The sequence below is a fragment of the Pseudomonas sp. SGAir0191 genome (genome assembly GCF_002812565.2).
GTDB lineage: Bacteria > Pseudomonadota > Gammaproteobacteria > Pseudomonadales > Pseudomonadaceae > Aquipseudomonas > Aquipseudomonas parafulva_B.
Map to the genome: position 1 here is coordinate 3504539 of NZ_CP025035.2, position 14636 is coordinate 3519174.

11 protein-coding genes and 4 tRNA genes are annotated in these 14636 nt (G+C 61.0%); 2 read left to right on the forward strand and 13 right to left on the reverse strand.

The annotated features are described in order from the left end of the window. Positions 1–105: 105 nt before the first annotated feature. The 8 genes from mgtE to alaS form a co-directional block, all read right to left on the reverse strand. Positions 106–1548, reverse strand: coding sequence for a magnesium transporter (gene mgtE / locus CWR53_RS15635; protein WP_058605568.1), 1443 nt, complete (start codon positions 1546–1548; stop codon positions 106–108). A 395-nt stretch (positions 1549–1943) separates the two neighbouring features. Beyond that, a tRNA-Arg gene (locus CWR53_RS15640) sits at positions 1944–2020 on the reverse strand. A gap of 69 nt (positions 2021–2089) precedes the next feature. After that, a tRNA-Arg gene (locus tag CWR53_RS15645) sits at positions 2090–2166 on the reverse strand. A gap of 70 nt (positions 2167–2236) precedes the next feature. Then, a tRNA-Arg gene (locus CWR53_RS15650) sits at positions 2237–2313 on the reverse strand. A 106-nt stretch (positions 2314–2419) separates the two neighbouring features. After that, positions 2420–2510, reverse strand: a tRNA-Ser gene (locus CWR53_RS15655). Between the two features lie 72 nt (positions 2511–2582). Next, complete coding sequence (gene csrA, locus CWR53_RS15660) at positions 2583–2771, reverse strand: carbon storage regulator CsrA (protein WP_023533771.1); 189 nt, start codon at positions 2769–2771, stop codon at positions 2583–2585. A gap of 166 nt (positions 2772–2937) precedes the next feature. Then, the gene (locus CWR53_RS15665; RefSeq protein ID WP_023533761.1) at positions 2938–4173 is read right to left on the reverse strand and encodes an aspartate kinase; all 1236 of its coding nucleotides are present in this window, start codon (positions 4171–4173) and stop codon (positions 2938–2940) included. A gap of 118 nt (positions 4174–4291) precedes the next feature. Beyond that, a complete protein-coding gene (gene alaS, locus CWR53_RS15670; protein WP_058605570.1) occupies positions 4292–6916 on the reverse strand; it encodes an alanine--tRNA ligase in 2625 nt (874 codons plus the stop codon). Positions 6917–7258: 342 nt separating this feature from the next. On the opposite strand from alaS, the gene CWR53_RS15675 reads away from it, so the two are divergent. Further along, positions 7259–8446 carry a M91 family zinc metallopeptidase gene (locus CWR53_RS15675; RefSeq protein WP_100852013.1) on the forward strand — a complete coding sequence of 396 codons (1188 nt, stop codon included), beginning with the start codon at positions 7259–7261 and terminating at the stop codon, positions 8444–8446. 130 nt (positions 8447–8576) lie between these two features. After that, positions 8577–9410 (forward strand): hypothetical protein, encoded by an 834-nt coding sequence (locus tag CWR53_RS15680; RefSeq protein WP_058605572.1) that lies wholly within the window; start codon positions 8577–8579, stop codon positions 9408–9410. A gap of 3 nt (positions 9411–9413) precedes the next feature. Here the strand turns inward: CWR53_RS15680 and astE are convergent, their stop codons facing one another. The 5 genes from astE to astA are packed head-to-tail and all read right to left on the reverse strand — an operon-like array spanning position 9414 to position 14599. Further along, positions 9414–10421, reverse strand: a complete 1008-nt coding sequence (gene astE, locus CWR53_RS15685; protein WP_100852014.1) for a succinylglutamate desuccinylase — start codon at positions 10419–10421, stop codon at positions 9414–9416. A gap of 11 nt (positions 10422–10432) precedes the next feature. Further along, complete coding sequence (locus CWR53_RS15690; protein ID WP_023533754.1) at positions 10433–10723, reverse strand: type IIA topoisomerase (DNA gyrase/topo II, topoisomerase IV), A subunit; 291 nt, start codon at positions 10721–10723, stop codon at positions 10433–10435. Between the two features lie 13 nt (positions 10724–10736). Continuing rightward, positions 10737–12086: an N-succinylarginine dihydrolase gene (gene astB, locus CWR53_RS15695; protein ID WP_100852015.1), complete on the reverse strand. Its 1350-nt coding sequence runs from the start codon at positions 12084–12086 to the stop codon at positions 10737–10739. Between the two features lie 20 nt (positions 12087–12106). Then, the gene (gene astD, locus CWR53_RS15700; protein ID WP_100852016.1) at positions 12107–13570 is read right to left on the reverse strand and encodes a succinylglutamate-semialdehyde dehydrogenase; all 1464 of its coding nucleotides are present in this window, start codon (positions 13568–13570) and stop codon (positions 12107–12109) included. Continuing rightward, entirely contained in the window at positions 13571–14599 is a 1029-nt protein-coding gene (gene astA, locus CWR53_RS15705) for an arginine N-succinyltransferase (RefSeq protein ID WP_023533743.1), read from the reverse strand. Positions 14600–14636: the final 37 nt, after the last annotated feature.

Consider the following 14636-nt stretch of genomic DNA (forward strand, 5'->3'; position numbering starts at 1 on the left):
AAGCCAGCTGATGCTGGCTTTTTTTTGTTTTGAAGTGGCGGCCTCTTCGTTGCCTTTATCATCCAGACAAACCGGGCGTCACGCACGGCGTAACGCCCCGAGCCGTTAGAGCAAGAACACGGTCGCGAGCCCCAGGAAGATGAAGAAGCCGCCGCTGTCGGTCACTGCGGTGATCATCACGCTTGACCCCATTGCCGGGTCGCGCCCCAGGCGCGTCAGGGTCATCGGTATCAGCACACCCATCAGGGCCGCGAGCAGCAGGTTCAAGGTCATCGCGGCCGTCATTACCAAGCCAAGCGACCAGCTGCCATAAAGCCAGAAGGCCACCGCGCCGATGACGCCACCCCAGATCAACCCGTTGATCAAGGACACCGCCAGCTCCTTGCGCATCAGGCGCGAGGTATTGCCTGGGGATACCTGGTCAAGGGCCATGGCGCGCACGATCATGGTGATGGTCTGGTTGCCGGAGTTGCCACCAATGCCCGCCACGATCGGCATGAGCGCGGCCAGGGCAACCAGCTTTTCGATGGACCCTTCGAACAAGCCGATGACCCGGGATGCGACGAAAGCGGTAATCAGATTTACGGCCAGCCATGCCCAACGGTTGCGCAGCGACCGCCAAACTGACGCGAAGATGTCTTCTTCTTCGCGCAGACCCGCCATGTTCAGCACTTCGGTCTCACTCTCTTCGCGAATCAGGTCGACCATTTCGTCGATGGTCAGACGCCCGATGAGCCGATCGCTCTTGTCCACGACTGGTGCCGATACCAGGTCATACCGCTCGAAGGCCTGGGCTGCGTCGTAGGCGTCTTCGTCGGGATGGAAGGACACGGGATCGGTGGCCATGACGTCGGCCACTTGCTTGTCCGGGTCATTGACCAGCAGGCGCTTGATCGGCAACACGCCCTTGAGAATGCCATCGTGATCGACCACGAACAGCTTGTCGGTGTGGTTGGGCAATTCCTTCAGACGGCGCAGGTAACGCAATACCACTTCCAGGCTGACGTCTTCACGGATGGTCACCATCTCGAAGTCCATCAGCGCGCCAACTTGTTCCTCGTCATAGCTCAGCGCAGAACGAACGCGCTCGCGTTGCTGAGCATCGAGGGTCTCCATCAGCTCATGGACCACGTCCCGTGGCAACTCAGGCGCCAGGTCGGCCAGTTCGTCCGCGTCCATTTCCTTGGCAGCGGCAAGCAGCTCGTGATCGTCCATATCGGCGATCAGGGACTGGCGCACGGCGTCTGATACTTCAAGCAGAATGTCGCCGTCACGATCCGAGCGCACCAGCTGCCAGACCGTCAAGCGGTCTTCGAGGGGCAAGGCTTCGAGGATGTAGGCGATATCGGCGGGGTGCAGGTCATCGAGCTTGCGTTGCAACTCGACAAGATTCTGCCGGTGGACGAGATTTTCTACCAAGTCGTTGTGTGCACCTTCCTGGCGGTGCGTGACATCTTCAACCAGGCGCTGGCGCTGAAGCAGGTCGACGACCTGGGACAGACGATCCTGGAGGCTTTCTTGCGCTTTCTTTACTTCTACTTCCGTCATAGGCGAACTCCACTCCCAGCCGCGGAGCACGCCGGGGGAATCAATCGATTAGATCTATCTGTACGAAACGGTTTGGCGAGTAACTACTGGGTAAGTCCATGGTGGTGATCCACAAGCCCCGGCGGGGCTGACGGGCGCAATCATACACTGCTCAAGCTGACAGATCGCTTAAATTTTTGGCTATAACAATCGTTTGCGCGTCATTGCTCTGACAACGCATGAAACCATCGGTGCAATGGCATTGGGCAAGGTTGTGCGAGCACCCTGCCAAGCACTTGGCATGCAGGTACAGAGCACCAAAGCCTGCGCGTTAGGGCGTGGCTGTGTAAGCGATTGGATGCGCAAAACTGGAAAAACAAAAAGCCCGCTCAATGAGCGGGCTTCCTGTTTGGGTATGGCGGACTCAGCAGGATTCGAACCTGCGACCGCTCGGTTCGTAGCCGAGTACTCTATCCAGCTGAGCTATGAGTCCGTTTGGTAGTTTTAGACCAGATTACCACTGGTTTTTGAAGCAGCCTTGATAACAAAACCACTTCGAAAGTGGCGGACTCAGCAGGATTCGAACCTGCGACCGCTCGGTTCGTAGCCGAGTACTCTATCCAGCTGAGCTATGAGTCCGTTTGGTAGTTTTAGACCAGATTACCACTGGTTTCTTGAAACAGCCTTGATAACAAAGCCACTTCAAAAGTGGCGGACTCAGCAGGATTCGAACCTGCGACCGCTCGGTTCGTAGCCGAGTACTCTATCCAGCTGAGCTATGAGTCCGTGTCTTGCCGCGCATTATAGGCTGCTGAAACATTTTTGCAAGAACTTTTTCGTTTAAAATCAACTACTTAGCGTTCTTACAACTTACAGCAACCTAAGCGAATAATGGCGGTGAAGGGGGGATTCGAACCCCCGATACCCTTATGAGGTATACTCCCTTAGCAGGGGAGCGCCTTCGGCCACTCGGCCACCTCACCGCAACACGAGGCGAATATTAAACAGGTTCTTCCTCGTCTGCAACCCTTTTTTTGAAAAAAACTTCAAAAGAATTAAAGGCTTGGCTCCTCGTCCTTCTCGTTCTTGATCCGCAGGTAGATTTCCTCGCGGTGAACAGCCACTTCTTTTGGCGCGCTGACGCCGATACGTACCTGGTTGCCTTTGACGCCGAGCACCGTCACGGTGATCTCGCCATCGCCAATGATCAGGCTCTCCGCACAGCGACGAGTCAGAATCAACATAGCTTTCTCCTTACGCAAAACATTCAGGGATAACAGTCTTTTGTATTTCAGCCCGGTCGTGGACGTCGACGCAGGCTGCTGTGCTTCATACGCGGGCCTGGACGGGGCCTGCGCAACGAGCAGAAACGCGAAGGGCGCGGCAAGCCGCGCCCTTCCAGGCAAGGCCTTACTCGCTCTGTCGAGCCGGGGCGTCAAGCTCGAAGGCGGTGTGCAGGGCGCGCACCGCCAGTTCCAGGTATTTCTCCTCGATCACCACCGACACCTTGATCTCGGAGGTGGAGATCATCTGGATGTTGATGCTCTCCTTGGCCAGCGCTTCGAACATGCGGCTTGCAACGCCTGCGTGCGAACGCATGCCGACGCCGACGATGGAAACCTTGGCGATCTTGGTATCACCGATCACTTCACGGGCACCGATTTCGCGCGCGGTATTCTGCAGCACGCTCTGAGCCTTCTCGTACTCGTTGTGCTGTACGGTGAAGGTGAAATCGGTGGTGTTATCGTGGGCGACGTTCTGCACGATCATGTCCACTTCGATGTTCGATGCACTGATCGGGCCGAGAATCTTGAACGCCACGCCTGGGTTGTCCGGTACGCCGCGAATGGTCAGCTTGGCTTCATCACGGTTGAAGGCGATACCGGAAATGATCGGCTGTTCCATGGATTCCTCTTCATCGATGGTAATGAGGGTACCCGGACCCTCCTTGAAGCTGTGCAGCACGCGCAGCGGGACGTTGTACTTGCCGGCGAATTCCACCGAGCGAATCTGCAGCACCTTGGAACCGAGGCTGGCCATTTCCAGCATCTCTTCGAAGGTGATCTTCTCCAGGCGTCGTGCCAGCGGCACCACGCGAGGGTCGGTGGTATAGACGCCATCGACATCGGTGTAGATCTGGCATTCCTGCGCCTTGAGCGCAGCGGCCAGGGCGACACCTGTGGTGTCGGAACCACCCCGGCCGAGTGTGGTGATGTTGCCGTGCTCATCCACACCCTGGAAGCCCGCCACCACGACCACACGCCCGGCCTTGAGATCAGCGCGGATTTTCTGGTCGTCGATCTGCAGGATGCGCGCCTTGTTATGGGCACTGTCGGTAAGGATGCGTACCTGGTTGCCGGTGTACGACACGGCAGGCACACCGCGCTTGGTCAATGCCATGGCCAACAGCGCGATGGTGACTTGCTCGCCCGTGGACACGATCACATCCAGCTCGCGCGGAACCGGATGCTCGCTGATCTGCTTGGCCAGGTCGATCAGTCTGTTGGTTTCGCCGCTCATGGCAGAAAGCACGACCACCAGGTCGTCGCCTGCCTCACGGTGCTTCTTGACCTTGTCGGCTACCTGCTCGATCCGCTCGATGGAACCGACAGAGGTGCCGCCAAATTTCTGTACGATCAACGCCATTTCAATGGTGCCTCAGCCCATACAGGGCCCCAAAAAACAATCCAACCTGAAGGACAGGACGACTCCCCCCAGCGGGGCCAGGAGCGCAGTTCGCGCTCAAGCCGCCCTGCCCTTCATCTCAAAGTCCCTGCTCTGCGAACGGCACGGCCAGCGCCAGGGCCTGGTCCAGGGCCGCGACGTCGACGCCGCCACCCTGTGCCATGTCCGGACGCCCGCCGCCCTTGCCACCCACTGCCGCAGCGGCTTGCTTCATCAGATCGCCAGCCTTGAGTTGGCTGGAGAGGTCTTTGGTCACGCCGGCCACCAGCACGACCTTGCCCTCATGCTCGCTGCCCAGCAGGATCACTGCATGGCCGAGCTTGTTCTTAAGCTGATCGACCAGGGCGAGCAAGGCCTTGCCATCCTGCCCGTCTACACGGGCGGCAAGCACCTTGGCACCCTTGACTGCCACAGCCGCGTTGGAGAGATCATCCCCGGCGGCGCTGGCGGCCTTGGCCTGCAGCTGCTCGAGCTGCTTCTCCAGCTGGCGGTTGCGCTCGAGCACAGCCGACAGCTTGTCGATCAGGTTGTCACGGTTACCCTTCACCAGTTGCGCGGCTTCCTTGACCTGCTCCTCGGCAGCGTTCAGGTAAGCCAGCGCAGCGGCACCGGTCACGGCCTCGATACGACGCACGCCCGACGCCACGCCGCCTTCGCTGATGATCTTGAAGACGCTGATGTCGCCTGTGCGCTTGGCATGAATGCCACCGCACAGCTCTACCGAAAAGTCGCCGCCCATGGTCAGCACGCGCACCGTATCGCCGTACTTCTCGCCGAACAGGGCCATGGCACCCTTGGCTTTGGCCGTCTCGATGTCGGTCAGCTCGGTTTGCACAGGCGTGTTGCGGCGTACTTCGCGGTTGACGATGTCTTCCAGCGCCTTGATCTGCTCAGGCTTCACCGCTTCGAAGTGGCTGAAGTCAAAGCGCAGGCGCTGGCTGTCCACCAGCGAGCCTTTTTGCTGCACATGCTCGCCCAGCACCTGGCGCAAGGCTTCATGCAACAGGTGGGTAGCCGAGTGGTTCAGGGCGGTGGCGTGCTGCACATCCGCATCGACCTTGGTTTGCACCGGAGAACCTACGATCAGCGCACCGGTGGCGACCACGCCGTGATGCAAGAAGGCGCCACCGGTCTTGGTGGTGTCGCGCACATCGAAGCGCGCCGAGCCTGCCTGGATGTAACCGGAGTCGCCCACCTGGCCACCAGACTCGGCGTAGAAAGGCGTGCGATCAAGCACGATCACGCCTTCCTGGCCCTCGCCCAGTTGGTCAACCGACTGGCCATCGTGATACAGCGCAATGATCCTGGCCGAGGCCTCGGTGGCCTCGTAGCCCAGGAACTCGGTCGCACTGTCGACCTTGACCAGGCTGTTGTAGTCCATGCCAAACGCGCTGGCAGAGCGTGCACGCTCGCGCTGGGCCTCCATTTCACGTTCGAAACCGGCCTCGTCGATGGTGAGCTCGCGCTCACGGGCGATATCGGCAGTCAGGTCCATGGGGAAGCCGTAGGTGTCGTAAAGCTTGAACACCACATCGCCCGGCACCACGTCGCCCTGCAACTGGGCCAGGTCCTGCTCGAGAATGCGCAGGCCCTGCTCAAGGGTCTTGGCGAACTGTTCTTCTTCGGCTTTAAGCACACGCTCGATATGCGCCTGCTGGCTGCCCAGCTCCGGGAACGCTTCACCCATTTCGGCAACCAGCGCGGCGACGATCTGGTAGAAGAAGCTGCCCTTGGCGCCCAGCTTGTTGCCGTGACGGCAAGCACGGCGAATGATGCGGCGCAGCACATAGCCACGGCCTTCGTTCGAAGGCAGCACGCCGTCGGCAATCAGGAAGCCGCAGGAACGGATGTGGTCGGCTACCACTTTCAGTGAGGCCTGCCCCTCGTTGCTGCAACCGATGGCCGTGGCCGCCGCTGACAGCAGGTTCTGGAACAGGTCGATCTCGTAGTTCGAATGCACGTGCTGCAATACGGCGCTGATGCGCTCCAGGCCCATGCCGGTATCGACCGACGGCGCCGGCAGCGGGTGCAGCACGCCGTCGGCTGTACGGTTGAACTGCATGAACACGTTGTTCCAGATCTCGATGTAACGGTCGCCGTCTTCTTCGGGCGAGCCGGGCGGGCCACCCCAGATGTCTGCGCCGTGGTCATAGAAGATTTCGGTGCACGGCCCGCATGGACCTGTGTCGCCCATGGTCCAGAAGTTGTCCGACGCATAGGGCGCGCCCTTGTTATCGCCGATGCGCACCATACGCTCGGCGGGCACCCCTACTTCCTTGGTCCAGATATCGTAGGCTTCGTCGTCGGTGGCATAGACCGTGACCCAGAGCTTGTCCTTGGGCAGGTTCAGCCATTTCTCCGACGTGAGGAAAGTCCAGGCGAAGGTGATGGCGTCGCGCTTGAAATAGTCACCGAAGCTGAAGTTGCCCAGCATTTCGAAGAAGGTATGGTGACGTGCGGTGTAACCAACGTTTTCCAGGTCGTTGTGCTTGCCACCGGCGCGCACGCACTTCTGGCTGCTGACAGCACGGGTGTAGGCGCGCTTCTCCGCTCCGAGGAAACAGTCCTTGAACTGGTTCATACCGGCATTGGTGAACAACAGGGTCGGGTCGTTGCTCGGAATCAGCGAACTGGACGCGACTCGGGTATGCCCCTGTTCTTCGAAGAAGCGAAGGAAGGCTTCACGGATTTCTGCGCTTTTCATAGGATCTTCCACGGAAACGGCGGCCCATCAGGGCAAAGCGTCGACGAAACGACGGCAAAGGGCCGCATTATATCGGGCCTGCAGGCTTGGTGCAGTGAGTTTGTGCTATTGAAATGGCCGAATCGGCTATTGGCAGCGTCAAACGCATCAATCAGTCATCACGACTGATGCTAAATCCCTGGCTTCCCAACTGGCAACTCCTGAAACCGCTGTCTGCCACCGGTATACCCGACATGCAGCGCGATCACCGAGGGTCATCAAGCAAACGCGGTAGCCGGTTACCGCTGAGCCGCCTTGGCCGGGGCTTAAGGTGCTTTACTCCAAATCAGAAGGTAATCGCCAATGCCTCAAGCCAATCTCGTCATATATACACCTGCCGGCCTGGTGGAGCAGCATGTGCTGCCCTATCAGGACCAGGCGTTCATCATCGCTCGTGAAGATCGAATAGTGCGGGTGCAGGCGCTGCAACCCAGTGTCACGCTGTCTGTCGAAGCGCGTGCCAGCGGCGTGATGCTGCGCAGCAACGGTTTACGCTACGAACTGCCGCTGATGGGCGACGACACCCTTCATGTCCGCACAGGCTCAGGGGATGACCGTGTATACGTGGCCACCGCAGTCGCCAACCAGGTAGTGGTGGAAACCGGTGACGGCGACGACCTCCTTCAAGTGGAAGGTGTGGCCACTGCTGACAGCGCCGCCATCGGGCGAGTGATAGTCGATGCAGGCCCAGGCAACGACCTGATCGAAACCACGCGCCTGCAGCAAGTCGAGATCGATGCCGGTGCCGGCAACGACACCGTGCACAGCGGCGCAACCTATGCCTTCATCTACGCAGGCGAAGGCGAGGATACCGTCAAGGTCGTCGAAGGCAGGGCCGTGATCGAGGCACTCGACGGCCATAACCGCCTCACTACCGGCATGCTGGACGACCGCCTGTACGGTGACGCACGCGCTATCACGCCTGAAGGCGGCTTCACAGCACCTGTGCTTCATGACCTTGCCCAGACAAGCCTGCCCGCCGACTACCTCAAGACGTTTCTGGTGCAGGGCGAGGCGCACTACATCGAGAAAGTGAACCGTCAACTCAATCTTCTTCGGGCCAGCCCCACCGCCTCGGTATTGCTTCATGACCTGGTGGCCAACGATGCGCGGGTGGTCATCTCGAGCATAAACGCACTGGACAACGCCTTTGCCGACTATGACCCTGGCCAGGGTGACCCAACGATTCGCAACGGCAAACGCGGTGCACGTGCACTCAACTGCCGCATCGGCTACAACCCACTGGCTCAGCGCCCTGACACGCCTTCACTGGTCATGCTCTATCACGAGCTATGTCATGTCTGGAATTTCGTCACCGGCAGCGTTACGGACGAGCCGGAACGGCAGGCCGTTGGTCTAGAGGCGGGGCCACAAGGCTTCGACTACGACGACGATCCGGCCACCCCGCCAGACACCAGCAACCCCTTCCCCTTCAATGAAAATGCGCTGCGCTTCGAGCTTGGCTTGCCAGCCCGGCAGACCTATCCGTAGGCAGGATTGGTCACAGACTCCACTGGTTCGCCGGCCCGTTTGATACAGCTTCGGCTAGGCCTAAATAACTACCCCACCCAGCAAGGCCAGCAGGCTTAGCCTGAATGCTCTTGAACAGGAGATCATGCCCATGACTGCAGTAACCCAAACCTTTAATGTCGACGGCGGTGACAAAAGCGAGCCCTTGAGCGCCGGGGAAATGGACGAAGCGGTAGCCTATGATGCTACAGGCGGCGAAGAACGTCTGGGGTCTCGTGCCTATTATGAATACGAGGTGTATAAGCTCTATTCGGCTGACCAGTTCAACATCCAACGTAGGCTGATCGAGGCTTTTGACGACGACGTGAAGGTTGGTACCGTCGATGAGATCCAGGTCTGGCTCGATACGGCGAACGTTAGCCTGAGCCAAGAGTGCGGTCTGGATCTGGAAGTGGAAGGGGTGTTGCTGAGACTGAACAAGGCCACGCCCGATCAGCGTGTACACCTGCTGTTCATCGGCGAGGCGATTCCAGCGGGATTGGCCGATAACGCCGACGGCACACTGCGCGTGGATGCCAATGCCAGCGCTGATGCGCGGTTCGAAACCACTGCTATCGACCACCTGTATATTTACGGCACACCGCAGTTTCAGAATCGGGTGTATGAGCAGCTCGCACTGCTGTCGGGTTATCCTGAATTGAAGAAAACATTGGACGCTGCCCGCCAGGGCTATGCCAATGTGCCCGACATCGTGCTCATGCAATGCCACGCAGGCCCGGCGCAGCAGGGACCAGGCTTCGACCTGAGTCGAGTCATCCCGGCCAAATACGCCCATTTGCTGCCCGGTGATTACACCGCTGTCCTGTACGATCCCTACCAAGCCAAAGGCCTGGACAGCCTGACTGCACTTGCCAGGCTGCTGCAGGACGCATACGAAGCCTTTGCTCCGGATGTACTGGTACCGGCTCCAGGTACCGACATCTAGGGTTCAGGCCAAGTTTTCACCGCCATCAGGCACCACGATGATTCCCGCCCTGAGGCCATTACGCACCTTGGGGTTGGGGAAGATGATCCGTGCGCCCTCTTCTTCGATTACCCAGCGCACGCCGGCTAGGTCATCGGCCAGCAGGTAGCCTTTGTCCAGCGGGGAGAAATTCTGGATGTCGGCTGGCAGGTGCAAGCGGAAACCGTCGCTGTGCTTGATGACCTCACGCGCCACGCGAAACAACTGCACCCCCTCCAACGACCCGCCGTCATCGGGCTCGGTGGCCTGAAGGATGTGCACTAGCCGTGCTTCGAGCTTGTCCAGATTCACCGCGTCGTTCTGGCCAAAAGGGCGGGCCTTGCCCAGCTCAAGGGTAAAGGCCTCGGCATCGAGCTGCTCGTAGGTAAAGGCACTGAACGTGATCGAAGGCTTGCACTGCAACAGCACCGCCTCCATGCCCGCCGCAGCCAGGCGGGCCAGTTCACGCCGAGAATGGGTGCGCCCTTGCTTGAAGGGATACAGCGCGAACTGCTCGATCCTGGAGCCTCGAATGGCCGTGTGCAGGTCGTAGTGCAAGCGACTACGCCCAGGCTTGCTGAAAAAGACCCGCGCGAACTGTTCGAGCTCGGCAGCGCGCAACGCCTCCGGCCCGCTGGATTGCTCGTGGCGGCCATTGAACAGGCGGTTGATGTCCTGTTCGACGAACCGCTCACCTTTGACGATGGCCGCCGGGTTGCCGAACAGGAACAGCACCCGCGCCCGAGGCACGATGTCTCCACGTGCAACACCATGCAGCAGACGTTCGAGCAACTCGATCGGGGCGGTCTCGTTGCCGTGAATACCTGCAGACAGCAACAGGTCCAGGCCGCAGTCGTCAACGGCGCTGGGGCTCACTTCCAGGGCTCCCTGCCCCAGCCAGCGAAGGCGCACGCCCCTAGGCGTCACTTGGGTCTTCTCGGCCGGTTCATGGCCGGTGAGGGTCAGCTCAAGCAATTTGCCAAGGGCGAGCATGGCGGGCGTCCTCAGTGATGGTGGCCGCAGTCCGGACCGTGAACGTGATCGTCGTCTTCGCCCACGTCGGCCGGCTCCATTTCCAGCTGCAGGCTGACCAGGTTGGTCGCCAGGGGGCGCAGCAGCAGGTTGGCATATTCGGCGTCGCCCTCCTCCACATCCACCCCGATCAGCAGTTGGCCGCGGCCGTCCTGCTGGATCCATACTTCCTTGCCTTGCCACATCACGGCAAAGCGCGTGCACGAAGTTTCCAGCTGAGTGCCGTCTTCATCTTCCAGGATCAGGCGCAGGGCGTCGGTCATTGCAATTCTCTCTTCAAGGTTGGCGTTGGAACGGGTATACCGAGCCCAACTTGAGTATCTGGGTCAATTCGTCCAGTGCCGTACGGCACTCCTGCAGCAACAGAGGATCGGCCAGGTCAGCGTCGACCAGACGGTCACGGTAGTGCCGATCAACCCACTGCAGCAGTGTCTCGTACAACGGGGCGCTCATGATAACGCCTTGGTTCACCGCCGCCAGTTCCGTTTCGTTCAGGGCCACACGCAGGCGCAGACAAGCCGGCCCACCACCGTTTTGCATGCTCTGCTTGAGGTCGAACACCTGCACCTCCCGCACCGCCGTGCCCAGGCTGGTAAGCTGCTGCAGATACGTCCAGACCCGCTCGTTGTTGCGGCACTCTTCCGGCACCACCAGCAGCATCGACCCATCATCGCGGCTGAGCAGCTGGCTGTTGAACAGGTAGGAGCGCACGGCATCCTCTACCGAAACGGTGGCACGCGGCACGCAAATGGCCTGCAACTCACCGCCCTTGGCCGCCAGCTTGGCACGAAGCTCGGTGAGCACGGCCTCGATATCGAGAAACGCATCCTCATGGTAGAACAGCACCTCCCCATTGCCGACCGCGATGACATCGTTGTGAAACACACCCTGGTCGATCACCGCGGGGTTTTGCTGAGCATAGACCACCGCGTCGGCGCTGAGCCCGTGCAGGCGGGCCACGGCCTGGGACGCTTCGAGGGTTTGCCGGGCCGGGTATTTCTGAGGTGCCGGGTAGCGGCTGTCGAAAGCACTGCGGCCATAGACGAAGAACTCGACCCCAGCCTGCCCATAATCGCGGCAGAACCGCGTATGGTTCGCGGCGCCCTCATCGCCGAATTGGGCGACGCTCGGCAAGGCGGGATGGTGACTGAAATGGGCCTCGTCACCGAACATGGCTGCGAGCACGCGACTGGTAGTGGGGTGTTCGATACTGCGGTGGTATTTGCAGTTGAGGTTGGCAGCAGTGAAGTGCACTCGCCCATCGGCCGTATCGGCGCTGGGGCTGACCGTCGCGGCGTTGGCCACCCACATGCTCGACGCCGAGCAACTGGCAACCAGCAGCGGCATGGCCTCCCGTGCGGCGCGCTGGATCACCTGGGCATCGGTGCCGGCGAAGCCAAGCTGGCGCAGCGCGGCCACATCGGGGCGCTCCTGGGGCGCCAGTACTCCCTGCTTGAAGCCAAGGTCGGCCAGCGCCTTCATTTTCGCCAGCCCCTGGCGCGCCGCTTCGCGCGGGTTGGACCCTTGGTGGCTGTTGCTCTGGGAGGCCACGTTGCCGTAGGACAAACCACCGTAATTGTGGGTAGGCCCTACCAGGCCGTCAAAATTCACTTCGTATGCTTTCATCGGCAAGGCTCCGACCATCGTTATAGTGTGACGCCCGGCGCCAGGGTGGCCGGCAAGGTCAGGCTGGTGGCCTCCAGCGACGCGACGGGGTAGGCGCAGTAGTCGGCTGCGTAGTAGGCGCTTGCCCGGTGATTGCCACTGGCGCCCACCCCACCGAACGGCGCGCTGCTGGCTGCACCGGTGAGCTGGCGGTTCCAGTTGACGATGCCTGCGCGGCTGTGTAGCCAGAAATGCTCATAGCGGGCCTGGGAATCGCTGAGCAACCCGGCAGCCAGGCCATAACGGGTGTTGTTGGCTTCGGCGATGGCCGCCTCGAAATCGGGGTAGCGCAGCACCTGCAGCAGCGGCCCGAAAAACTCCTCGTCCTTACGCAGCGTCACGCCCGTGACATCGACGATACCCGGGGTCAGCAAGGCGGCATCATGCTGCGGCTGCGTCATCTCCAGCAGGCTGACGCCGCCCTTTGCAATCAGCTCAGCCTGGGCGGTCAGCAACGCCTGCGCCGCCTGCAGGGAAATCACCGACCCCATGAACGGGGCCGGTTGCTGATCGAAAGCGCCCACAGCCAGGGTACGGCTCACCTGGACCAGCCGTTCGAGCAACTGATCGCCCCATGGGCCCTGCGGCACCAGCAGACGGCGCGCGCAGGTGCAGCGCTGGCCCGCCGAAATGAAGGCCGACTGAACGATGGTATAGACCGCAGCGTCAAGGTCCTGGACTTCGTCCACTACCAACGCGTTGTTCCCGCCCATCTCCAAGGCCAGAATCTTGTCGGGGCGGCCGGCGAACTGCTGGTGCAGAAGGTGACCGGTACTACTGGAGCCAGTGAAGAACAATCCATCGATACCGGGGTCGGCGGCCAAGGCCACGCCCGTTTCACGGCCACCTTGCACCAAGTTCAACACCCCGGCGGGCAGGCCCGCGGCAATCCAGCAATTGACGGTCAGCTCGGCCACCTTGGGCGTCAGCTCACTGGGTTTGAACACCACGCAGTTTCCAGCCAGCAGCGCCGGGACGATATGCCCGTTCGGCAAATGACCGGGAAAGTTGTAAGGCCCGAATACCGCCACCACGCCGTGGGGCTTGTGGCGCAGCACCGCAGTCGCGTCAGCCAGGGGGCCGCTCTTCTCGCCGGTGCGCTCACGGTAGCTCTGCACCGAGATTGCCACCTTGTTGATCATGCTGGTCACTTCGGTAGCCGATTCCCACAAGGGCTTGCCGGTTTCCTCGCCAATGCAATAGGCCAGCGCGTCGGCATGCTGTTTTAGCTGCGCCGCAAACTGTTCCAGCACCTCGATGCGCGCCTGCAGGCTCAAGTGCGCCCAGGCAGGAAAAGCCTGGCGCGCAGCCTGTACGGCAGCCTGTACCTGGCCTGCATCAGCCCCCTGCCCTTGCCAGACGGTCGCCTGGCTCACCGGGTTGAGCGATGCCAGGGGCTCGCCGCGCCCTGCTACCCAGTTACCGCCGATGTAATGCGTGGTCATTTACTGGCCCTCCCGGGCGGCCGACAGGGGCACGGCCCGCACGTTGTCGCCTGCACCCATGCGCAGGCGCTTGGCCGTCAGCGGGTCGACCACCAACGTACCCGCCGCCAGCCGAGCCGGGGCGGCCGTGATGCGGCAGTCGTCGCGCTTACGGTTGTGGATGATGAATGGCGTGGCATCCTCACCAGGCGTACCGATGGCCAGTACCAATGTCTGGCTGTCGCGTACCGCGCGGATGCGGGCCGTATCGCATTCGATGGCAGGCCCGGCGTCGAAGATGTCCACGTACCCCTGATAAGTGAAGCCTTCCTGTTTGAGCATGGCCAATGCCGGCTCGGTGTCGGCATGCACCCGGCCGATCACGCTGCGCGCCGCTTCGGACAGGAAGCAGGTGTAAAGCGGGAACCTGGGCATCAGCTCGGCGATGAACGACTTGTTGCCCACCCCCGTCAAGTAGTCGGCCTGGCTGAATTCCATCTTGAAGAAATGGCGGCCCAGGCTCTCCCAGAACGGCGAGCGCCCTTGGGCATCGGACATGCCACGCATCTCCGCCATGATCTTCTGGCCGAACAGCTCGGGAAACTCGGCGATGAACAGCATGCGCGCCCGGGACAGCAGCCGACCATTGAGCCCTGAGCGGTAGTCATGGCGCAGGAACAGCGAGCACAGCTCGGAATTGCCGGTCAGGTCGTTGGCCAGGAACAGCGTGGGGATCTCGCGGTAGATCTTCAATTCCTGGGACGCACTGACGGTAAGCCCGACGCGGTAGTTGTACCAGGGCTCGCGCAGGCCTACGGCGCCAGCGATGGCACTGATGCCCACGACCAGCCCTTCGTCGTTTTCCAGCACGAAGAGGTAGTCGGTATCACCGCGCTCGGCTTCACCGCGAAAGCTCTTTTCCGCCCACCCGACGCGATGCTCCAGGCGTTCCTCGTTGGCAGGCAGCGTGGTCAGCCCCGTGGTGCCGGTGCTGCGTGCCAATTCGATCAACGCAGGCAGGTCGCTACTGCGTACAGGACGAACGATCATGCTATCTCCTTGTGCGGCGGCATCAACCGGCGCGAAA